The sequence below is a fragment of the Roseateles saccharophilus genome (assembly GCF_031458095.1).
In the GTDB taxonomy this organism is placed as follows: Bacteria; Pseudomonadota; Gammaproteobacteria; order Burkholderiales; family Burkholderiaceae_C; genus Pelomonas; species Pelomonas saccharophila_A.
On the sequence record NZ_JAVDXU010000002.1, the window covers coordinates 661,504 to 681,541 of the forward strand.

The following is a 20,038-nucleotide window of genomic DNA, read 5'->3' on the forward strand; positions in this document are numbered from 1 at the left end:
CGGCGTTTTTGCCACCAGCCAGTAGGAATCACATGCCCACCGCAACGAAAACCTCAGCCAAGGCGTCCAAGGGCGCATCCACCAAGCCCGCAGCCGCCTCGAAGGCGCGCGGCAACGACGCGCCCGATGCAATCGACCTGCTGATCGCCGATCACCGCGAGGTGAAGGCGCTGTTCAAGGAATACGACAAGCTGGTGAAGGCGCAAGCCGATGCCGGCGAGAAACAGGTCGTCGCCGCACAGATCTGCGTGATGCTGACCGCTCACGCGACCGCCGAAGAGGAGCTCTTCTATCCGCGCGCCCGTGAAGTGTTGGGTGAAGACGAAGACCTCGTCGACGAGGCCGATGTCGAGCACGCCAGCGCGAAGGAACTCATCGCGCAGATCGAGGACGGCTCGCCGGATGACCCCTTGTATGACGCCAAGGTCAAGGTGCTCGGTGAATACATCGATCACCACGTCAAGGAAGAGGAAGGCGAGATGTTCCCCAAGGTTCGCAAGTCCGATCTGGACCTGGACATCCTGGGTGAAGACATCGCTGCCCGCAAGGCAGAGCTGATGGGTCAGGCGGACGAACCGCACTGAGCGGCCGGTTCGGCGCTCTCGGCAAGGCCCGGCCGGGTCTTGCCCTCAGGGCGCTGCGCCGGCAGCCAGGCCATGTCGTTGACGCGGTCGCCTGTGAACTTCGCCCAGAGCCCCCAAACCGTAGCGCGCCAGCTGATCGGCTGGACGCTGCTGGTCGACGGCATCGGCGGCGTCATCGTCGAGACCGAGGCCTACGACATGGACGATGAGGCGTCTCACAGCTTCAAAGGTCCGACGCTGCGCAATGCACCCATGTTCGGCCCGCCGGGGCGCGCCTATGTCTACCTCAGCTACGGCCTTCACTGGTGCCTCAATGTCGTTTGCCAGGAGGCCGGGCACGGTGCGGCGGTGCTGATCCGTGCGCTGGAGCCCACACACGGCTTGGAGGCGATGCGCGCACGTCGTGGCTGTCATCGTGCGGAACTGCTCGCATCCGGTCCTGGGCGTGTCGGCCAGGCTCTGGCGATCGACCGCTCCTTCAACGGTCTGGCGTTCGATGAGCCGCCGTTCGAGCTGCTGGCGCCGCGGGATGAAATCGAGCTGGTGGTCGGGGTCCGCATCGGCATCACCAAGGCCGGACATTTGCCGTGGCGGTTCGGGATCGCCAATTCGCCATTCCTCAGCAAGCGATTCAGCGAGGCGGCCCATGGCGCAGCGCGGGATCTTGTCTGATAGCCACCGCCCTGCGAATGCCTAAGCTCGGATCAGTCAGGCCTGACCGGACTCGACCTCTGTCTGAGGCGAGCCGGCGGTGTACGCCAGGAGATCCCATGGAAATCGCACCCGAAAAGCCCGCCCGCGCGGCGGAAGAAAGCGTCGATGCCCTGGGCGCGATGCCCAGCACGAACACGGCGGCCTACGCCGCGCGATCGAAGCTGCTCACCTACTTCGACCATTTCGCCTCGGCAGTGACACGCTGGTGCGGTTCGCCCGTGGCGTTCTGCGCGGCGCTGGCGCTGATTGGCATGTGGGGCCTGCTGGGCCCGGCCTATCGATACTCCGAGAACTGGCAGCTGGTGGTCAACACCGGAACGACCATCGTGACCTTCCTGATGGTGTTCCTGATCCAGCAAAGCCAGAACAAGGACAGCGTCGCCCTGCATCTGAAGCTGAATGAACTGCTGGCGGCTCACCGCAGCGCGAGCAACCGCATGATCGGCATCGAGACCTTGGACGAGCAGGACCTGCGCGAGGTGGCTGCGTTCTATGCACGGCTCGCGGACCGCGCCAAGACTGCCGGCCCCGCCAAGGAGATTCACTCCATTGACGAGGAAGGCATGCCGACAAGCCTGTGTGCGGACGCGCCATCCGACAACAGGGTCTCGCAAGCCTAGGTTCCATCGCTGACCTCTACCGGCCTGGCGTGCAGCACGGCTGCCGCGGCGCAAAGGAAGAAGATGTCCAAGTGCATCATGCTGATCCGACACGCCGAGAAGCCTGGCCAAGGGCGCAGCGGCGTTGACGACGCCGGCCGCCTGGACGAGCGCTCGCTGAGCGTCGCCGGGTGGCGTCGCGCCGGCGCGCTGGTTCCGTACTTCGCCTTGTTGGCGGACCGCATGCACGCGCGGCTGGTGTGCAGGCCGGAACACATCTTTGCAGCCCGCGCGACACCCTTGCACCCATCAACGCGTCCCCGCGACACCATCACGCCGTTGGCCGACGCCTTGGGCATCGCCGTGGACGAGCGCTGGTCAGACGAAGATCCGCTTGAACAGTTCGCGCAAACACTCCGGAACTTGGACGTGCCGGTGCTGGTGTGCTGGCGGCATGACTACCTGCCCGCGCTGGCGCGTGCCGTCCTGGGTGCTGGCGACGTGCCCCGGGTTTGGCCCGCCGAGCGGTTTGATCTGACGTGGTCCATCCGCCCCGATGGCGACCGATGGATGTTCTTGCAGGTCCCGCAGCTGCTGCTGCACGGCGACCGGGTCGAGACCTTCTGAGCCGGCCCGGTCGCGTCCGTGTCGGCGCCGCCCTGCGCGCTGCGGACCTTGATGTTGATCTTGCCGCTGCTCTTACGGCAGCGGATGCTCGGTCTCGGTCAGGGGCAAGGCGCAGGTCGCTCACACGATCGGCGGGTCTGTCTCGCGCTGCGGGTGGCGGTGGCGCCTGAGGCCGTCGACCAAGGCATCGGCGGCGCTGGCGGCATCCGATGCCACGGTGATGCCCGGGTCGGGGTCGCCAGTGGGCAGCGTGGGGGAGATGCCGGCCACGTCCAGCAGCTCGGCGCCTGTGCCCAGGGCGACCACGGTCTTGCAATGGCGGTACTGGTCGCGGATGCCGGCCATGGCGTTGCCGTCGCCGGACAGGGCCACCATGGCGGCGGCGCCGTCGGGCAGCAGCAGCGCGTCGAACAGGAAGGCGGGTTCGTTCTCCAGCGATGCATCCGCCTCCAGGGCCGTGCCGTCGCCGGTGGCCACCGGGCCGATGCGCGGCGCGATGAGGCGCGGCACGGCGCCGGCCGCCACGAGGCTGGCCTGCACGTCCAGCACGCCCTGGCCCAGCACGCCGTCGGCCACAAACAGGGCCACCTTGCGGCCGGCGATGGAGCCGTCACCGGGCCGGGCCGTCAGCGACAGCGCGGGCGACACGTTGACCTCGGGCTTGAGCCGGCGCGGCAGGGCACGGGGCATGGCGTCGGGCAGCGGGTTCATGTTCAGCCCTTCGGCCACCTGGGCGGCCAGCGACTCGGACGCGTTCCTCAGCATGGACACCACGCGCTGGCGGATGGCCGGCACCTGCACCTTGCTCAGCTCGAAGCGGAAGGCCGCGGCGATGTGGGCCTGCTCGGCGGGCGTCTGGCTGTTGAAGAACAGCGCGGCCTGGTTGTAGTGCTCGGCGAACAGCTCGGGCTTGGCGCGCACCTTGCCTTGCTCGTCCTTGGCGCGGATGCGCGCGGCGACCGACGTGAAGCCCTGCGTGGCGCCGGCCTGGAAGGGGCAGCCGCCGCCCAGCGAGTTGGGCTCGTAGGCCACGCGACCGCGCGGGATGGCCTGGCGGTGCATGCCGTCACGCTGGTTGTTGTGCACCGGCGCGATGGGTGAGTTGATCGGGATCTCGTGGAAGTTGGGCCCGCCCAGGCGGCTGATCTGCGTGTCCACATAGGAGTGGATGCGCCCGGCCAGCAGCGGGTCGTTGGAGAAGTCCAGGCCCGGGATGATGTTGGCCGTACAGAAGGCCACCTGCTCGGTCTCGGCGAAGAAGTTGTCGGGGTTGCGGTTCAGCACCATGCGCCCCACGGGCTGGATGGGCACCAGTTCCTCGGGCACCAGCTTGGTGGCGTCCAGCACGTCGAAGCTGAACTTGTCCGCCTGCTCTTCGGTGAAGACCTGCAGGCCCAGCTCCCATTCGGGGTAGGCGCCGGCCTCGATGCGCTCCCACAGGTCGCGGCGGTGGTAGTCGGGGTCGGCGCCGGAGATCTTGACGGCCTCGTCCCAGCACAGCGAGTGGGTGCCGAACTTCGGGTTCCAGTGGAACTTCACGAAAAACGACTCGCCCGCCTCGTTGACCAGGCGGTAGGTGTGCACGCCAAAGCCCTGCATGGTGGCGAAGCTGCGCGGGATGGCGCGGTCGCTCATCACCCACATCAGCATATGGGTGGACTCGGGCATCAGCGAGACGAAGTCCCAGAAGGTGTCGTGGGCGCTGGCGGCCTGCGGCATGCCGTGGTGCGGCTCGGGCTTGACGGCGTGCACGAGGTCGGGGAACTTCATCGCATCCTGGATGAAGAACACCGGCATGTTGTTGCCCACCAGATCCCAGTTGCCTTCATCGGTGTAGAACTTGACCGCAAAGCCGCGCACGTCGCGCGCCGTATCCTTGGAGCCGCGCTCGCCCGCCACGGTGGAGAAGCGCACGAACACCGGTGTGATCTTGCCGGCTTGTTTGAAGGGCGCCGCCTTGGTGAGCTGAGGCACGGCGTCGTAGCACTCGAAGAAGCCGTGGGCGGCCGAGCCGCGCGCATGCACGATGCGCTCCGGGATGCGCTCATGGTCGAAGTGGGTGAGCTTGTCGCGCAGGATGAAGTCTTCCAGCAGCGCGGGGCCGCGCAGGCCGGACTTCAGCGAGTTCTGGTTGTCGGCAATCGGCACGCCCTGGTTGGTGGTGAGCCGCTGGCCGCCGCTGTCCACGCGTACGCGGTCCAGCGGGCCGTTGCCCGGATTGCTGCCATCGGCCGCCACGCCCCCGGTCTTGGCCGACGCGTTGACTTCAGACAGCGTGCTGCCGGTGGGCAGGCGCGAGGGCGGGGGTACCTGGGCACCGGCCGGCGGGTTGAGGCCGTTGTCCTGCCCATGCTCGGCGGCCTTGTTGGCGTTGAAGGGCATGGCGGCCGCCAGGTCGCCGGTCTGCGCCATCTTCCGAGTGGCTGCGTCGTCGCCGGGCGTGACGGGGTTGGCGGGCCCACTGTCGGTGTTGCGGGCGGCCGACTTGGCGGCGGGGGGCGTCTTGCGGGAACTGGGCATGGGAGTCTCGATTCAGGGTGGAACTCACCCTGGCAGACGGCATGCCCGCGGCGTGGAGATAGGGGGTCAGCGCTGCCGGGCCAGCGGCCCGAGGCAGAGCTTTTCGAGGCTGTCGAGTAGGTGTGGACGCCGATGTCCGGCCAAAGCGGCGCTGGATGGGTCAGGTTTGCAGGAAGAACCGCATCATCTCCGCGCTGGCGTCGGGACCGCGGGCGTCGGTGTAGGACCCCGACGGGTCGCCGCCCGACCAGGCATGGCCGGCGCCATGCAGCCGCCATTGCTCGGTCACGACCTGGCCCTGGGCGTCCTTGTGCAGGCGCCGCGTGCAGGTGCGGTTGCCGTGCTGCAATCCGTGCTGCTCCTCGACGCTGACCGCGGTGCCGCCATGGGCGGCCACCACCCGTTCGCCATTGCTGGGGTGGACCGTCGCATCGGCATCGCCATGGAAGACGATCATGCGCACTTCGGACTTGGCCGTGCCGGCAAGGCCGCTGCCGGCTTGGCCCTGCATCGCCGCCAGCGCACCCGGCAGATCGCGGGCCGCGCCCGCAGGCAGCCCGGAGTGGACACCGGCCGCGGCAAAGACGTCAGGATGGGTCGTCGCCAGGATCGCGGCCATCGCCCCACCCGCGGACAGGCCGGCAACATAGATGTGCCCGGGGTCGACACCGTGGCTTTCGGCGATGTGCCGCGTCATGTCGGCGAGCAGGGCCGGCTCGCCGCGGTTGCGGCCCTGGTGGTTGTGCTTGAACCAGTTCCAGCAACCCTGGGAATTGGCATGGCGCGTCTGCGCCGGGTAGAGCACCAGCGTGTTGTGCTCGGCCCCCAGCGCGTTCATGCGCGTGCCCCGGGCGAAGTCATCAGGGCTCTGCGTGCAGCCATGCAGCATCAGGACCAGGGCGCGCGGCTTGTCGTGGCGGGTGGCAGGAATGAAAAGGCGGTAGTCGCGCTTGCCGGCGTGATGGGCGTAGTGGCCGGTAAGGAAGCGCTCGCCTTGCGGGGCTGTCGCAGGTCGGGCGACTGGTGGCGCCACGGCTTCTTCGACGACACGAGCGACCACGTCGATGACGTTGTGGCCCGGCGCTTCCTGGACGCGCTCTGCCGCGACGGGGCTGCCGTTGAGCGCCGCGGTGATGGCTGCCATGGCGGCCGGGAGGTCACCGGCGCGTGTGAGCGCGGTCGCCTCCGCCATCAACTGACCGAACTGGGGATGCATGAAAGCTTTCAGGAGCCGAGGCGTTGCTACAGCAGCCGCCCGACGAGGGCCGACTTCACGGCGGGACTTGCATGGAGGGCGCCGAGCACAGTCAGCGATTCGATGCTGGCCAGTGCCAGTTCGGGCGTGACCTCGGGCGCGATGACGGCCAGGCCCAGCACGCGGATCTGCAGCTTCTGGCCCGCATCGCGCACCTGCTCCAGGTCCGCCGCACTGAACTGCTGGATGCCCAGCACGATGCTCTTGCGGGTGACGACCTGGCGCACCACGTCGGCGTGGGTCGCGATCTGGTTGCGAATCGCCGTGCGTATCAGGTCGCTGCGATTGGCATAGAAGCCTTCCTGCACCAGCAGGTCGATCTGGCCCAGGTCGACGCAGCCGATATTGAGGGTCAGCTTTTCATCGACGGGCTTGGCCGTCTTCGGCGAGAGCAAGGGCGTGGCTGGCATGTCGCCATCATGCGGCATCCACTTGGATTCCACTAACCTTATTTTGTAAACAAGACGCGCCGCGCTTTCGCTCAGGCCCCCACCGCCCGCTGGCCCAAGCGCAGCTTGTCCCGCCCCGGCGGGGCGCCAAACAGGCGGCTGTACTCGCGGCTGAACTGCGAGGGGCTGTCGTAGCCGACGCTGTAGCCGATGGCGGCCACGTCGCCCGCGTCGGCCATCACGCGTGCCCGCGCCTCCTGCAGCCGGATCAGCTTCTGGTATTGCAGCGGACTCATCGTCGTCGCGCCGCGGAAATGGCGGTGGAAGGACGACTCGCTCATGGCCACCATGTCGGCCAGCATGGGAATGGAGATGGCCTCGGCGTGGTGGTCGCGGATGAAGCGGATGGCCCGCCCGATCTGCGACAGCCGGCTGTCGGCCAGGCCGATCTGCCTCACCATGGCACCCTGCGCGCTGTGCAGCAGCCGCCACACGAGCTCGCGCTCCACCAGCGGGCCCAGCACGGCGGCGTCGCGCGGCGAGTCCTTCAGCCTCAGCATGCGCACCACGGTGTCCAGCAGGGCCTCGGGCGCATCGCTGACCGCGAAGCCCGCCGGCTCGGACGCCGCCACGTCGGCTGGGTCCATCTCCAGCAGCAGCGAGGAGACCGTCGCCGGCTGCAGCTTCAGGCCCGCGGCGAGATAGGGCAGCTCGGGGCTGGCCTGGATGACGCAGCCGGCGATGGGCAGGTCCACGGTCACGACGAGGAACTGGCCCTGGCGGTACTCGAACACCTCGTCGCCCAGCATGGCGCGCTTGGCGCCCTGGGCCACCACGACGAAGGTCGGCTCCAGCACATGGTGCTGGATCTCGGTGGGGGCGTCTGCCGACACCGCAAACATGCAGCCCGGGCCGCGCTCGCCCGCGGGCGCGGCGTGGCGCTTGATCAGGCCCTGCAATTCTTCAACTGAGCTCATGCCGCCACCGTAACTGCGGCGCCCGGCCGGCTCAAGGGCTTGCGGCTTGAACTCGTCCGAAATGACTGAATCGTGCAAGAGCCTGGTGGTTTTGGGCTATCGGCCCTGGGTCGCATATCCGGGCCTGCCGCGATGAGTCGCCCGATGGGCGAATCGTGCAATGACATGACCGGATTTGGCTGCTGAATTTCGCCGCCTGCCGATTCAATGCGGGCCTTCGTGCAAGGAGGTCGCAATGAGGATGCAAGGCAACACCATATTGGTCGCAGGTGGCGATGTCGGCATCGGGCGCGGACTGGCCGAGCTGCTGCACCGGCTGGGCAACGAGGTCATCATCCTCGCTGAGCGGCCGGGCGCCGCCGGCGCGGGCCTGCGCGTCCTGGACCTGGATCTGTCCAACCCCTGGAACGTCGCCGGCTTCAGTGAGCAGGTCGCGGCCGGCTGCCCTGGCCTGAACATGCTCGTCAACATCGCCATCGCCTTCCCGGTGAAGCACCTGCCGGGGCTGAATGCGCTGCTGGACGCCGACGACAGCGGCGAAAAGCTGGAGGCCCGGCGGCTGGGCGTGCAGCAACTGACCGGCGCCCTGCTGCCCCACTTTCGCAAGCGGGCGCACAGCTCAGTCATGAATGTGTCCGTGGGGCCGGTGTTTGCGCCGCCGGGTGCAGCGGCAAGCTCGGCCCGCCTGGCCATGGCGGACGGTGCGCCGGCCTGCGTGATGTCGGTCAGGAAGCGCTGGGTCAGCGCCTCGATCGAGGTGATCGACGTCGCCGTCCCCTCACGCGCCGAGCGCGTCAGCCGGGCGCATGCGACGCCGCAGGAAGTCGCCCGGCCGCAATTCATTGCCAGCGTGGCCCAACTGCTCGCCGAAGGCCTGCAGGAAGGGGCCGCCGTCGAAAGGCTGCGCACGCTCTGGCCCGCGCCCCAAGCGGCGGCGCGCCAGACCCGCGACGACGAGCCGCTGCCGCAGGCTCATTGACCCGGCGTCTGACACTGTACAAATAACCAGTATCATGCGGCACTGCAGTTGCCAGGGTGCGAGGTGCACACCAGGCGTTCCAACCCGGCGGCCTTCAGGGCCGCTGGGCTTTTTTGGCAGGCGCGCAGTGCCCGGCTTCAGTCGCTGAGGCCGCTGGCCCAGAGCCGGTCCGCGGCTTCGAACATCGTGCGGCCCTGCAGCGCGGCGGGATCGCGCGCCAGGGCCAGCCAGGCCAGGGTGTCATGGTGGCTGCCGGGAACCAGATCCGCCGAGCGCTCGGCCACCAGCCAGGCCTGCAGCCGGGCATAGAGCTCGAAATGACGCGCGCGGGTCCAGGCCAGGCCGACGAGATCGCCGTAGGCCTCCTCGCGGCGGGTGGAGCGCATGTCCAGCCAGGCTTGCTGCAGATCGGCGCTGAGGCCGTCCGGCGCCTTGGCGGCGACGAAGCCGGCCGGCATGCCATGCCAGGCCCCGTCGAGATAGCGGCGGCAGTGGCCCAGTTCGTGGGCTGCCATCAGTTCCAGCGTCGGCCCGAGCAGGGCCGGGTCGATGGCGTCGACCTGGCGCTGGCCTTCGGGGTTGCCGCGCATGGACAGCACCAGCTTGCAGCGGCCCTCGACAAAGCCCAGGGCCAGCGGCGCGACGCCCGGCGAATCCTGGGGCTGCACGACGATGTCCAGCGGCAGGCCCAGCACCTGGCGGGCATGGCCGACCACGGGCGCGATGCCCTGCAGCCAGCGCATTTCCAGCGCAGTCAGGTCGGCGGCGTGGGCGGCCGGGGACAGCGCGGCAGCCGCAAGGGCGAGGACGGCAAGAAAACGACGCGGCACGGCAGACACTCCAGCAGTGAACCCATCTTCGGCCGAGATGACCCGCGGCTTGACGGCGCTGCAGCGGGCGTCCGTGAACTTTGCGGGCCTCGGCTGGCCTAATGTGTTTCCATGAAGACCCTCCGCGACCTCATGACCCCGCCGCCCCATATCCAGGGCCGCGTCGAAGCCATCGTCGTGCGCGCCACGCCGCGCGAACGGGCCCGCCTCGTCGAGCAGACGACGGCGCTGGCCGGCATTGGCCTGGCCGACGACCGCCTCGGCCAGCGCGGCGAGGCCGAGCTGTCGACGCGCCAGGTCACGCTGATCCAGCAGGAACACCTGCCACTGATCGCCGCGTTCGCGCGCAGCGCCCCCATTGACCCGGTCGACTTGCGCCGCAACCTCGTCATCTCCGGCATCAACCTGCTGACGCTGAAGAACGCCAAGGTGCGCGTCGGCGCGGCCCTGATCGAGATCGTCGGCCCCTGCGCGCCCTGCTCGCGCATGGAGGAGGTCATCGGTCCGGGCGGCTACGCGGCGATGCGCGGCCATGGGGGCATGACGGCGCGCATCCTGGAGGGCGGCGCCATCCGCGTCGGAGATATGTTGAGCGTGGCTTGACCGTTCTAGAGCTGCACCCGGTACAGGGTCGTCGGGTAGCCCGCGGTGAAATAGAGCCAGCCTTCGGCGATGGCGGCGCTGTCGAAATCGCCGACGCTGTGCACCAGCCGTTCGCCCTTGGCGGGCGTCCATACGTACAGGCGGCTCCCAGCCGAATAGGCTGCGGCGCCGCCACCGACGGCGAGCACCACGGCGCCCAGTTCGGTCCGCAGCGTCGTCGTCGCGCCATCATGCCAGGCCTTGATCGCGAAGGTCCTGCCGCCCAGGGCTTCGCTCCACACCAGCAGGTCATCGGCCCACTGGGGCGCGCCGGACAGCGACGAGGACAGCCGCGTTGACGGGCCGCTGCCGTCCGCGGGCGCCAGCCACAACTCGCTCGGCTGGGTGTTGGCCAGGGCGGCCACGCCCCAGGCGACACGCCTGCCATCGGTCACCGGCAGGCTCGCGATGCTGCCCTCGGCGGAGATGCGGCGGTGCGTGTGGCTGGCCTCGTCGTAGACATACACCGCCGAGGCCTTGACCCCGTCCACCAGGCTGCGCTGCACGGCCGCATAGGCCGCAACGACCTTGCCGCCCGTGCCCAGCCCGAGGGAAAGACCGGCGCCCTCGTTCTCCAGGACTGTCATGGCGCCGCCGCTCAAGGGGATGGCCACCGGCGCCGGGGTTGCCAGGTTGGAAAGCCACAGCGTCGATTGCCCGCCCACGTCCTGCAGCCAGCCGGCCAGGGTGCCCGCCGCCGAGAACGCGCCGGCATTGCCATTGGAGACCGCCTGCCGCGAGCCGTCAGCCTGCCAGGCGTAGACGGTGGTGCCACCGCCCACGGCCCGAGCCAGCCAGCGGTTGCCGGCGAACTTCCATTGGCCTTCGCTGGTGGAGATGGCCGTCGGCAGCACGACGCCCGCCGGCATGGCGCCAGGGACGACCCATTCCGCCGTGAAGTTGTTGTCGAGCAGCACGCCACCGGCGCCGGACGCCGTCAGGAAGCCCTTGAAGGGCAGATCCCTGACCCGCTCATAGGCCATGGCCGGCCTGGCCTGCCACAACACGGCTGCCGAGGCGGTGGCGATGCCGCCCGACTTGACCGTGGGAAAACCGGTGGCGGAGATGTCGTAGCGACCATCGGGCAGGCCGGTCATGTCGATGTCGGCGCTGAAAGGGCCGTAGCCACTGCGCTCCAGCAGCACGCGCTCGCTGAGGTCGGGGTAGCGCAGCAGCACCTTGAGAGTGCCCGAGTAGCTGGGATCACCCGTCATCTCGCCACGCACGTCGACCTTGCCCGTCGTGAAGCGGCTCTGCAACGGGCTGGTCAGCGTGACCTTCAACGGCGCCGCCTTGACCATGCGGCCCGTCACCAGAGCCCGCTGGCCATTCGCGTCGGCCAGCGCCACCTGCAGCACATGCGGGCCCACTTCGTAGTCAAAGCCAGGGAAATCGAAGAGAAAGGCCTGCACGCAGGCGCTGCCGACGGTGACGACGTGGCAGCTCGTCTTGTCCAGCATGCCGACGGGCTTGCCGTCGACGCTCAGGCTGGCCGATACCAGCGGTGCGCCGGACCGGCTGGATGGGATCACGTAGACCGTGATCCGCGCCGCGTCATTGCCGATGTTGCTGACAAAGCTGGCCCAGAGGTCCTGGTTGCGAACGGCCACGGTGCGCTCGAGCTCGACAAAGCTGCCCGGCGCGTACTGCAACTGCAGCTTGACCTGGTAGTCGCCTTCGGCCTCAGTGCCGGCACTCCATGAGGTCTCGAACTTCGGGCCGGCCGTGGAGACCGGACCGACCTGGGAGTAGGGCTGGTTGGTGGTGAAGCGCGCCGAGACGGCCCCGGCGGGCGCCCCCGCGACGCTGAGCTTCACATTGCCCCTGACCGGCTCGGGCTGGTCCAGCGCGATGGCGGTGGCCGCCATCTCGGGCGGCACGCCCAGCTTCAGCTCCGCCGCGCCCGAGAGGGCCTTCAGGGCAACCTCCCGGCCGTCGGCCAGCAAGGCCACCACGCGGTAGGACGTGGGCTGCGCATCCAGCGGGCCCGTCCAGGTGTTGGGCGCGCCGAACAGCGAGCCGCCCGGCGTGCTCGGCAGCGTCGCGACGGGCGCCCAGGCGTTGTTGACCGACTTGTCGACCCGGAACCCCGTCTCGCCCTCCACCCAGTCCGTCCAGCGCAATTCGGCCTTCCGGGTGGCCGGCGTCGAGTAGGCCTGCAACTCGGCGAGCGACGCCGCCTTGACGACCGAGTCCGGCACCGGCGCCGGCCCGTTGTCTCCACTCCCACCGCCGCAGGCCACCAAAGCCAGGCCCAAGGCGCAGGCCAACCATTGCTTCATTCTTCCCCCTGCATACCGCTTGAACGCGGCGTTTGCAGGCAGCTTAGCGCGGCCGCATGACGGCCCCGGCCCGTTCAAGTCCCATGGTGAAGCTTCACACGCCGCCACCCGCGGTCATCCGCGTGCGCGCCCTCTCCACCGCCGCCTGGGCGCTGGTGGCCGCACTCAACTGCTGCTGCAGGAAGCTCGCCAGCCGCGGCTGCTGGCTGAAGGCGACATTGAAGCGGATATGCGGATCGTGCGCACCGTCTGCCGCGAAGGTGGCGCCGCGCACCAGCAGGATGCCGTTGCGAAAGGCCTCCTTCACGACGCTGTCCACGTCCACACCCGCCGGCAGCGCGCCCCACAGGAAGAGGCCGCCCTCGCCCGGGTGCTCCAGCAGCACGCCGGCCTGGCGCAGCTGCTGGGTGGCCTGGCCACGCGCCACGGCCAGGCGCTGCTGCAGGCGGTCCAGGTGCTTGCGCCAGCGGCCGGCGGCCAGCACTTCCAGCAGCACGAACTCATTGAGGGCCGAGGTCGTCAGCACCGAGATGATCTTCTCGCGCATCAAGGCCTTCAGCAGCGCCGGCTCGGCGGCCAGATAGCCCAGGCGCAGGGCCGGACTCATGGCCTTGCAGACGCTGGAGTAGTAGATGACGCGCTCCAGACCCGAGAGCTGAGCCAGGCGGGTCGGCGCGCCGGGGTGGAAATGACCCTGCACATCGTCCTCGGCGATGAGGAAGTCGTGGCGCTGGGCCAGCATCAGCACGCGATGCAGATTGGCCGCCGTGCTGCCCCAGCCGGTGGGGTTGTGCAGCACGCTCTGGATGAAGAGCAGGCGCGGCCGATGCCGCGTGCAGGCCGCGTCCAGCGCCTCCAGATCGATGCCATCGGGCCGCCGCGGGATGGGCACGATGTTGACGCCGGCTTGGCGCAGGCGGTCGAAGAGCAGGAAATAACCCGGCGTCTCGACGGCCACCGAGTCACCCGGGCGCAGGAAGGCGCGGCAGATCAGGTCGATGGCCTGGGTGCCGCCATAGGTCGTCAGGATGCGGCCGGCGTCCACCGCCATGCCCTGGCTGCGCAGCAGGGTGGCGATGCGCTCGCGCAGCTCGGGCAGGCCCTGGGGCGGGCAGCGCGAGGCCATGCCCGCATGGGCCCGCGCCAGGCCGCGCTGCACGGCGGCGGCCGGGATGGCCTCCTCCAGCCAGGTCGCCGGCAGGGCGCCGCTGCTGGCCAGCAGCACGCCGGAGCGCTGGTCATTGGCCTGCTGGGCCAGCCAGACGGCCTCCTGCTCCTCGCCGGCCTCGACACGGGCCGCATCGGGCATGACGTCAGGCGGCCCCTCGGCGACAAAGAAGCCGGCCGTGCCGCGCGAATCGATGACGCCGGCGGCCACCAGGCGGTCGTAGGCGACAACGACGGTATTGGGGCTGACGCCCAGTCTCGATGCCAGCTGGCGGATGGAGTTCAGCCGCGCGCCGGGCGGCAGCTGGGCGCTGTGGATCAAGGCCTGCAGGCGCAGCTCGATCTGCTCGGCCAGCGGGATGGAGGAGTCGCGGTCCAGGGAGAACATCAGCGCAGCAAAAGGAGAGCGAGCAAGGCGAGGGAGACGGCCATCATCGTATTGAACACCCGCCGCCTGGCCGGGCTCGACAGGAAGCGGCCGATGCCCACGCCGAACAGGGCCCACATCGAGATGCAGGGGAAGCCGATGACGGCGCCGACGGCGCTGACGAACAGGGCGCCCGAGGCCACGCTCCATTGCGTCGGCATGAAGACCGACGCGATCGTCACCGCCTTCACCCAGCTCTTGGGGTTCACGGCCTGGAAGAGGGCCGCCTGCGAGAACTTCAGGCGCTCAGGCGGCCGGTCGCTCGCTGCGGGCGCCACGGCCAGCTTCCACGCCAGCCACAGCATGTAGAGGGTGCCGGCCAGCTTCAGCGCCTCATGCAGCACGGGCCAGGCGACGAACAGCGCCCCCAGACCCATGCAGGTGACAAAGGTCTGCACCGCGCCGCCAGTATTGATGCCCAGGATGGCCGGCAGCGTGCGCCGGTAGCCGTAGTGGGCGCCATTGGCCACCAGCATCATGTTGTTGGGCCCGGGCGTGCCGGACATCAGGGCGCAATAGGCCAGCAGGGGCAGCATCTCGTTCATGCCGCGATTGCAGCGGCTGACCGCCATGGCGTGAAGCTACAGCCTGGGGCGCCGCGCGGCGCGCTGTATCAGCGTGCGGACCGACACAATGGCCGCATGACCGCCTCCCTTCGCCGCAGCCTCTGCGCCATCGCTGCCCTGCTGGGCATCCCCGCCTGGGCGGAGCCGCCCGCCTACCGCACCCAGGGCCAGTGCGACGGCCTACCCGCCATCACCTCGCTGCAGGTCGCGCCCGAGTTCTGCCTGGCGCTGGCCGCCTCCAACCTGGGTCGCCCGCGCGGCGTGCTGGCCCTCGGCCCCAACCGCCTGCTCGTCACCGACATGGGCAACTGGAACCCCGGCCGCGGCCGCCTGCTGGAGCTGAACCGCGAGCCCGGCAAGCCCTTCAAGGTGACGGTGCTGCTCAAGGGGCTGGACCGGCCGCACGGCCTGCGCAAGGACTCCGCCGGTCGCATCATGCTGGCAGAGACTCACCGCATCAGCCTGGTCGAGCTGAACCCCGCAAAACTGAGCCCCTTCATCACCGAGCTGCCGGCCCAGGGCCGCCACCCGCTGAAATCCTTCGTCGTCAATGCGGCCGGCGAGCTCTTCGTCAACGTCGGCTCGCCAAGCGACCACTGCGAGGCCTTCGACGGCGTCGAGGCCGGCACCGACAAGGGCTGCCCGCAGACCGGTGGCAAGGCGCCCTGGGCGGCAGTCTGGAAGTACACGCCCAAGAACGCCACCGCCTGGGAGGGTCGGCCCTTGGCCTGGGGCCTGCGCAACTCCGTCGGTCTGGCCATCCACCCCGAAACCGGCGAGCTCTGGCAGGCCGAGAACAGCCGCGACACGCTGGCCGGCGACCAATACGACAAGGGCTCGCCGCCCGACGAACTCAACCGCGTCGAAGCCGGCAGGCACCATGGCTGGCCGCACTGCACCGGCAACGACGTGCTGGACAAGAGCTACGGCGCCAAGAGCTGCCAGGACTTCACCGCGCCGGCCAGGCTGATCCCGGCCCATGCCGCACCGCTGGGCATGCTGTTCTACAAGAACGCCGGGCCGGCCAAATGGCAGGGCAGCCTCGTGATGGCCTGGCACGGCTACCAGCCCAGCGGCCACCGCCTGATGGCCTGGCGCTTCGACGACAACAAGCACCAACCCGCGGGCGAGGCGCTGCCGCTGATCGACGGCTGGGATGCGCTGAAGGGCAAGCACCCCATGGGCGCACCCACCGACGTCGACCAGGACGAGCAGGGGCGGCTGTGGATCACCGAGGACCGCAACGGCGACCTGCTGTTGCTCGCGCCACGGACCGGCAAGTAGACCGTGGACTCGCTGATCTCCGCCGCCGCCCGCGCCTTGGCCGCCGGGGATGCGTTGGCGGCGCTCAAGCGCGTGGCCCTGCGTGAGGACCCACCGGCCCTGGCCCTGCGCGGCATCGCCATGGCCCAGCTCGGCGAGCTGGCGCGCGCCCGCGAGCTGCTCAAGCGCGCGGCCCAGGGCTTCGGCCCCCATGAGGCGTTGGCGCGGGCGCGCTGCGTCGTCGCGGAAGCCGAGGTCGCCCTGGCCCTGCGCGACCTCGGCGCTTCGCCGCGGTCGCTGGAAGCCGCCATGGCCACGCTGGAAGCGCGTGGTGACCGCAGCAATGCCCTGCAGGCCCGGTTGATTGCGGCGCGCCGGCAGCTGCTGCTCGGTCGCCTCGATGAGGCCGCAGCCCTGCTCGCGCCGCTGGACGGCCAAGCCCTGCCGCCCCTGCCCGCCGCCGTCGCGGCCCTGGCCACGGCCGAGCTGGCACTTCGATCGCTGCGCCTGGCCGACGTGCGCACCGCTCTCGCACGTGCACAAGAAGCGGCCCTGCGCAGTGGTGTGCCGGCCCTGCAGGCCGAAGTCGACGAAGCCGCCGCCACGCTGGAGCGCACCGCCGCGCGCCGGCTGGTCGATGGCGAATGGCAGCCGCTGCGCCTGCAGGACGTGGCCGCGCTGATGGACTCGGGCAGCCTGGTCGTCGACGCCTGCCGCCATCGCCTGCGCGCCGGGGCGTGGACGCTGGACCTGGCGCGCCGCCCCATCCTGTTCACGCTGCTGCGCACCCTGGCCGAAGCGGCACCGGGCGAGGCCGAGCGCGACGCACTGATCGCCCGTGCATTTCGCATCCGCGAGGCCGACGAGACCCACCGGGCGCGGCTGCGCGTCGAGATCGGCCGGCTGCGCGCCCTCATCAAGCCCGTCGCCGGCATCGAGGCCACCGCGCGCGGCTTTGCGCTGCGCGCACCCGGTGTGGCGGTGCTCGCCCCACCCATGGAAGGCGAGGCCAGCGAACTGCTGGCCCTGCTGGCCGACGGCGCGGCCTGGTCCACCTCAGCCCTGGCGCTCGCGCTGGGCGAAAGCCAGCGCAATGTGCAGCGCGAACTGGCCGAGCTGGAGGCTCTGGGGCGCGTGCGCGCCATCGGCCAGACGCGGGCGCGGCGCTGGCTGGCACCACCGCTGACCGGATTCACGACGATCTTGTTACTCCCCGCCGCGCTGCCGCTTGGCTAAGGTTGAGCCATCGCAAGGAGCACACCGCCATGAGCATCGAATCCCGTCCCGCAGAAATCGTCCGTGAATATGGTCCCTTCGAGGGCGTCGACAAGGTCGGCGGCGTGACCCATGACGGCCATTGCGTCTGGGCCGCGACCGGCCCGGCCCTGCTGGCTTTCGATCCGGTCAGCGGTGAGCCGCAGCGGCGCATAGACCGTCCGGCCGACGCCGGCACGGCCTTCGACGGCCACTATCTGTTCCAGATCACCGAGGCCCGCATCGACAAGATCGACCCGAGCAGCGGCGCGGTCGTCGCGTCCATTCCCGCGCCCGGCCAGGGCGGCGACTCGGGACTGGCCTGGGCCGAGGGCAGCCTGTGGGTGGGCCACTACCGCGAACGCAAGATCTACCAGATCGACCCGGCCACCGGTGCCATCCGCCGCACGATCGAGTCCAACCGCTTCGTCACCGGCGTGACCTGGGTCGACGGCGAGCTCTGGCACGGCACCTGGGAGGAAGACGCCAGCGAGATCCGCCGCATCGACCCCGCCGACGGCACCGTGCTGCAAAGCCTGCAGATGCCCGCCGGCACCAATGTCAGCGGCCTCGAATCCGACGGCGCCGACCTCTTCTACGCCGGCGGCGGCGGCACCGGCAAGGTCAGAGCTGTTCGCCGACCCAAGCGCGCCTAAGCGCTGATTTCCCCCTGAGCAGACAACCACCCGGTCCCGGGTGGAGCCGCTGCATTGCCTTCACCACCCCAAGGAGTTCCCCACCATGAATGCCCCCGCCCCCCACCCCGTTGTCAGCCGCGACCGCTGGATCGCCGAACGCAAGGCCCTGCTGGCCCGCGAGAAGGAACTGACCCAGCAGCAGGACCGCATCGCCGCCGAGCGCCGCGCCCTGCCCTGGGTGCGTCTGGACGACGAGGCCTATGTCTTCGACACGCCCGCCGGCCCGCGCAAGCTCAGCGAGCTCTTCCAGGGCCGGCGCCAGCTGCTGGTGCAGCACTTCATGCTCGCCCCCGGCTGGGAGCAGGGCTGCAAGAGCTGCTCCTTCATGGCCGACCATCTCGACGGCATGGCGCCCCACCTGGCCCAGCGCGACATCACGCTGCTGGCCGTGTCGCGCGCGCCGCTGGCCGAGATCGAGGCCTTCAAGCGCCGCATGGGCTGGCAGTTCGCCTGGGCCTCGTCCCACGGCAACGACTTCAACCGCGACTTCCACGTCAGCTTCACGCCGGCCGACCGCGTCGACGGCGCCGTCTATTACAACTTCCACATGACGCCCTTCCCGAACGAGGAGGCGCCCGGCATCAGCATCTTCTGCAAGGACGAGGCCGGCCAGGTCTTCCACACCTACTCGACCTTCGGCCGCGGCGTGGAAGTGATGATGGGGACCTACAACCTCATCGACCTGACGCCCAAGGGCCGCGACGAGGGGGCCTTGAGCTACACGATGGAGTGGGTGCGCCACCACGACCGCTACGAGTCGGCCGCACCCGCACCGGCGGCCTGCTGCGGCGGCGCCAAGGCCTGAACGTCATGAGCATCTGGCCCTGGCTCGCCCTGGCAGGTGCTGGCGCATTGCACGGGCTCAACCCCGCCACCGGCTGGGGCCTCGCGGCCTGTTCGCGTGACGCGCGCTCGGCCCTGCTGCCGATCGCGCTCGGGCATGCGGCGGCCGTCGGCGGCGTGGCGCTGCTGGTGGCCTTCGGCGGCTCCATGAGTGCCGGGCAATGGGGCTGCGGCGCCCTGTTGCTGCTCGCGCTGGTGCTGCGACACGCCAAGACCGGCCTGGCCCTGTGGTCCTGCCTGGTGGCCAGCGCCCATGGCAGCGGCATGATGCTGGTGCCGGCCCTGGTGCCGATCTGCCTGAGCGCCTCGCCAGCGCGCGAGATCACGGCCTCGGGTTCCGTGCTGCTGGCGCTGGCCGCCGTGGCCGTGCACATGGCGGCCATGCTGGCCGTGACGGCGGCCCTCGCCCTCGTGGGGAAAAGGTGGATTTCTATACTGGCCGCCCTTGCCCAACGCCTGCGCGGCGCCCGCCATGACCCAAGCACCCCTTCCCCCGTCAACGCCCGCGCCGGCCGATGAACTGCAGGCCGTCGTCGAGGCCCTGCGCAACGAACGCAGGCGCTGGCGCGAGGCGCATCGCCGCGGCGGCGACGGCCGCGAGCTGCCCTCGCGCGAGCTGCTGGCCGGCATGGTGCAGTGCCTGTCGGGCGCCCTCTTTCCGATGCGCCTGGGGCCGCCGACGCTTCAGCCTCAGCACGAGGACTTTTACGTCGGCCACACCCTCGGCGCGGCCATGACGACGCTGCGTCAGCAGGCTGCGCTGGAGCTACGCCACGACGCCCGCCAGCGCGGTGACGACGCTCCCAGCCTCGAAGCCGCCGCCGAACTGGCCAGCCGCTTCCTGCGCACCCTGCCGCAGGTGCGCGTGCTGCTGGACAGCGACGTGCTGGCCGCCTACCAGGGCGACCCGGCGGCGCGCAGCGTCGACGAGGTGCTGCTGTGCTACCCCGGCGTGCGCGCCCTGATCAGCCACCGCATCGCCCATGAGCTCTACAAGCTCGGCCTGCCGCTGATCTCGCGCGTCATCGCCGAGCTGGCCCATGCCGACACCGGCATCGACATCCACCCCGGCGCCACGATAGGCAGCGGCTGCTTCATCGACCATGGCACCGGCGTGGTCATCGGCGAGACCGCCATCCTGGGTGAGCGTGTGCGCATCTACCAGAACGTCACGCTGGGCGCCAAGAGCTTCCCCACCGACGGCGACGGCAATCTCGTCAAGGGCCAGCCCCGCCACCCCATCGTCGAAGACGAGGCTGTCATCTACGCCGGCGCCACCGTGCTCGGACGTGTCACCATCGGGCGTGGCGCCGTCATCGGCGGCAATGTCTGGCTGACGCGCAGCGTCGCACCGGGCAGCTTGGTCACGCAGGCGGACTCCCTCGCCGGCACAACCTGAAACAGTGCGCGCCGCTGGCGCGC

The 20,038-nt window shown here is 69.8% G+C and carries 20 protein-coding genes; 12 read left to right on the forward strand and 8 right to left on the reverse strand.

All coding sequences use genetic code 11. The features are described 5' to 3' along the window. Positions 1–32: 32 nt before the first annotated feature. The 4 genes from J2X20_RS15690 to J2X20_RS15705 all read left to right on the forward strand — a co-directional run bounded on the left by J2X20_RS15690 (position 33) and on the right by J2X20_RS15705 (position 2,524). The gene (locus tag J2X20_RS15690; RefSeq protein ID WP_310266424.1) at positions 33–584 is read left to right on the forward strand and encodes a hemerythrin domain-containing protein; all 552 of its coding nucleotides are present in this window, start codon (positions 33–35) and stop codon (positions 582–584) included. 72 nt (positions 585–656) lie between these two features. Next, positions 657–1,256, forward strand: a complete 600-nt coding sequence (locus tag J2X20_RS15695) for a DNA-3-methyladenine glycosylase (RefSeq protein ID WP_310266426.1) — start codon at positions 657–659, stop codon at positions 1,254–1,256. Positions 1,257–1,354: 98 nt separating this feature from the next. Then, positions 1,355–1,918, forward strand: a complete 564-nt coding sequence (locus J2X20_RS15700; protein ID WP_409034166.1) for a low affinity iron permease family protein — start codon at positions 1,355–1,357, stop codon at positions 1,916–1,918. A 78-nt stretch (positions 1,919–1,996) separates the two neighbouring features. After that, positions 1,997–2,524, forward strand: a complete 528-nt coding sequence (locus J2X20_RS15705; protein ID WP_310266428.1) for a hypothetical protein — start codon at positions 1,997–1,999, stop codon at positions 2,522–2,524. A gap of 120 nt (positions 2,525–2,644) precedes the next feature. On the opposite strand, the gene J2X20_RS15710 is transcribed toward J2X20_RS15705, so the two are convergent. The 4 genes from J2X20_RS15710 to J2X20_RS15725 all read right to left on the reverse strand — a co-directional run bounded on the left by J2X20_RS15710 (position 2,645) and on the right by J2X20_RS15725 (position 7,665). Further along, positions 2,645–5,044, reverse strand: coding sequence for a catalase (locus J2X20_RS15710; protein WP_310266430.1), 2,400 nt, complete (start codon positions 5,042–5,044; stop codon positions 2,645–2,647). A 160-nt stretch (positions 5,045–5,204) separates the two neighbouring features. After that, positions 5,205–6,260: an extracellular catalytic domain type 1 short-chain-length polyhydroxyalkanoate depolymerase gene (locus J2X20_RS15715; RefSeq protein ID WP_310266431.1), complete on the reverse strand. Its 1,056-nt coding sequence runs from the start codon at positions 6,258–6,260 to the stop codon at positions 5,205–5,207. Between the two features lie 26 nt (positions 6,261–6,286). Beyond that, positions 6,287–6,709: a CopG family transcriptional regulator gene (locus J2X20_RS15720; RefSeq protein WP_310266432.1), complete on the reverse strand. Its 423-nt coding sequence runs from the start codon at positions 6,707–6,709 to the stop codon at positions 6,287–6,289. Positions 6,710–6,780: 71 nt separating this feature from the next. Continuing rightward, positions 6,781–7,665, reverse strand: a complete 885-nt coding sequence (locus J2X20_RS15725; RefSeq protein ID WP_310266433.1) for an AraC family transcriptional regulator — start codon at positions 7,663–7,665, stop codon at positions 6,781–6,783. A 235-nt stretch (positions 7,666–7,900) separates the two neighbouring features. Here J2X20_RS15725 and J2X20_RS15730 point away from each other — a divergent pair, with 235 nt between their 5' ends. After that, positions 7,901–8,644, forward strand: a complete 744-nt coding sequence (locus tag J2X20_RS15730; RefSeq protein ID WP_310266435.1) for an SDR family NAD(P)-dependent oxidoreductase — start codon at positions 7,901–7,903, stop codon at positions 8,642–8,644. Between the two features lie 137 nt (positions 8,645–8,781). Here J2X20_RS15730 and J2X20_RS15735 read toward each other — a convergent pair whose 3' ends face one another. Then, the gene (locus J2X20_RS15735; RefSeq protein WP_310266438.1) at positions 8,782–9,474 is read right to left on the reverse strand and encodes a hypothetical protein; all 693 of its coding nucleotides are present in this window, start codon (positions 9,472–9,474) and stop codon (positions 8,782–8,784) included. Between the two features lie 111 nt (positions 9,475–9,585). Between J2X20_RS15735 and J2X20_RS15740 the strand changes: the two genes are divergently transcribed. Continuing rightward, positions 9,586–10,077 (forward strand): MOSC domain-containing protein, encoded by a 492-nt coding sequence (locus J2X20_RS15740; RefSeq protein ID WP_310266439.1) that lies wholly within the window; start codon positions 9,586–9,588, stop codon positions 10,075–10,077. 5 nt (positions 10,078–10,082) lie between these two features. On the opposite strand, the gene J2X20_RS15745 is transcribed toward J2X20_RS15740, so the two are convergent. From J2X20_RS15745 to J2X20_RS15755, 3 genes are all read right to left on the reverse strand, one after another. After that, a complete protein-coding gene (locus J2X20_RS15745; RefSeq protein ID WP_310266442.1) occupies positions 10,083–12,398 on the reverse strand; it encodes a TolB-like translocation protein in 2,316 nt (771 codons plus the stop codon). A 94-nt stretch (positions 12,399–12,492) separates the two neighbouring features. Beyond that, on the reverse strand, positions 12,493–13,953 hold the full coding sequence (locus J2X20_RS15750) for an aminotransferase-like domain-containing protein (RefSeq protein WP_310266444.1): 1,461 nt from the start codon (positions 13,951–13,953) through the stop codon (positions 12,493–12,495). Continuing rightward, positions 13,953–14,537, reverse strand: a complete 585-nt coding sequence (locus tag J2X20_RS15755) for a LysE family translocator (RefSeq protein ID WP_310266446.1) — start codon at positions 14,535–14,537, stop codon at positions 13,953–13,955. Before J2X20_RS15755 ends, J2X20_RS15750 begins: the two co-directional genes overlap by 1 nt. A gap of 96 nt (positions 14,538–14,633) precedes the next feature. Between J2X20_RS15755 and J2X20_RS15760 the strand changes: the two genes are divergently transcribed. From J2X20_RS15760 to epsC, 6 genes are all read left to right on the forward strand, one after another. Next, on the forward strand, positions 14,634–15,842 hold the full coding sequence (locus J2X20_RS15760) for a PQQ-dependent sugar dehydrogenase (RefSeq protein ID WP_310266447.1): 1,209 nt from the start codon (positions 14,634–14,636) through the stop codon (positions 15,840–15,842). A 3-nt stretch (positions 15,843–15,845) separates the two neighbouring features. Further along, positions 15,846–17,057 carry a helix-turn-helix domain-containing protein gene (locus J2X20_RS15765; RefSeq protein ID WP_310266449.1) on the forward strand — a complete coding sequence of 404 codons (1,212 nt, stop codon included), beginning with the start codon at positions 15,846–15,848 and terminating at the stop codon, positions 17,055–17,057. A 29-nt stretch (positions 17,058–17,086) separates the two neighbouring features. Next, positions 17,087–17,731 (forward strand): NHL repeat-containing protein, encoded by a 645-nt coding sequence (locus tag J2X20_RS15770; protein WP_310266452.1) that lies wholly within the window; start codon positions 17,087–17,089, stop codon positions 17,729–17,731. Between the two features lie 85 nt (positions 17,732–17,816). Continuing rightward, entirely contained in the window at positions 17,817–18,578 is a 762-nt protein-coding gene (locus tag J2X20_RS15775; RefSeq protein ID WP_310266455.1) for a DUF899 domain-containing protein, read from the forward strand. 5 nt (positions 18,579–18,583) lie between these two features. Beyond that, entirely contained in the window at positions 18,584–19,135 is a 552-nt protein-coding gene (locus J2X20_RS15780) for a hypothetical protein (protein ID WP_310266457.1), read from the forward strand. Then, positions 19,089–20,015 carry a serine O-acetyltransferase EpsC gene (gene epsC / locus J2X20_RS15785; RefSeq protein ID WP_310266460.1) on the forward strand — a complete coding sequence of 309 codons (927 nt, stop codon included), beginning with the start codon at positions 19,089–19,091 and terminating at the stop codon, positions 20,013–20,015. Before J2X20_RS15780 ends, epsC begins: the two co-directional genes overlap by 47 nt. Positions 20,016–20,038 lie beyond the last annotated feature (23 nt).

What these genes read in the sequence shown, in the direction of transcription:
- J2X20_RS15730 (WP_310266435.1), top strand. Translation starts at nt 7,901, where the DNA reads ATGAGGATGCAAGGCAACACCATATTGGTCGCAGGTGGCGATGTCGGC.
- J2X20_RS15745 (WP_310266442.1), bottom strand. Translation starts at nt 12,398, where the DNA reads ATGAAGCAATGGTTGGCCTGCGCCTTGGGCCTGGCTTTGGTGGCCTGC.
- J2X20_RS15775 (WP_310266455.1), top strand. Translation starts at nt 17,817, where the DNA reads ATGAATGCCCCCGCCCCCCACCCCGTTGTCAGCCGCGACCGCTGGATC.
- J2X20_RS15695 (WP_310266426.1), top strand. Translation starts at nt 657, where the DNA reads ATGTCGTTGACGCGGTCGCCTGTGAACTTCGCCCAGAGCCCCCAAACC.
- J2X20_RS15755 (WP_310266446.1), bottom strand. Translation starts at nt 14,537, where the DNA reads ATGAACGAGATGCTGCCCCTGCTGGCCTATTGCGCCCTGATGTCCGGC.
- J2X20_RS15770 (WP_310266452.1), top strand. Translation starts at nt 17,087, where the DNA reads ATGAGCATCGAATCCCGTCCCGCAGAAATCGTCCGTGAATATGGTCCC.
- epsC (WP_310266460.1), top strand. Translation starts at nt 19,089, where the DNA reads ATGACCCAAGCACCCCTTCCCCCGTCAACGCCCGCGCCGGCCGATGAA.
- J2X20_RS15710 (WP_310266430.1), bottom strand. Translation starts at nt 5,044, where the DNA reads ATGCCCAGTTCCCGCAAGACGCCCCCCGCCGCCAAGTCGGCCGCCCGC.
- J2X20_RS15720 (WP_310266432.1), bottom strand. Translation starts at nt 6,709, where the DNA reads ATGCCAGCCACGCCCTTGCTCTCGCCGAAGACGGCCAAGCCCGTCGAT.
- J2X20_RS15700 (WP_409034166.1), top strand. Translation starts at nt 1,355, where the DNA reads ATGGAAATCGCACCCGAAAAGCCCGCCCGCGCGGCGGAAGAAAGCGTC.
- J2X20_RS15715 (WP_310266431.1), bottom strand. Translation starts at nt 6,260, where the DNA reads ATGCATCCCCAGTTCGGTCAGTTGATGGCGGAGGCGACCGCGCTCACA.
- J2X20_RS15760 (WP_310266447.1), top strand. Translation starts at nt 14,634, where the DNA reads ATGACCGCCTCCCTTCGCCGCAGCCTCTGCGCCATCGCTGCCCTGCTG.
- J2X20_RS15725 (WP_310266433.1), bottom strand. Translation starts at nt 7,665, where the DNA reads ATGAGCTCAGTTGAAGAATTGCAGGGCCTGATCAAGCGCCACGCCGCG.
- J2X20_RS15690 (WP_310266424.1), top strand. Translation starts at nt 33, where the DNA reads ATGCCCACCGCAACGAAAACCTCAGCCAAGGCGTCCAAGGGCGCATCC.
- J2X20_RS15750 (WP_310266444.1), bottom strand. Translation starts at nt 13,953, where the DNA reads ATGTTCTCCCTGGACCGCGACTCCTCCATCCCGCTGGCCGAGCAGATC.
- J2X20_RS15780 (WP_310266457.1), top strand. Translation starts at nt 18,584, where the DNA reads ATGAGCATCTGGCCCTGGCTCGCCCTGGCAGGTGCTGGCGCATTGCAC.
- J2X20_RS15705 (WP_310266428.1), top strand. Translation starts at nt 1,997, where the DNA reads ATGCTGATCCGACACGCCGAGAAGCCTGGCCAAGGGCGCAGCGGCGTT.
- J2X20_RS15740 (WP_310266439.1), top strand. Translation starts at nt 9,586, where the DNA reads ATGAAGACCCTCCGCGACCTCATGACCCCGCCGCCCCATATCCAGGGC.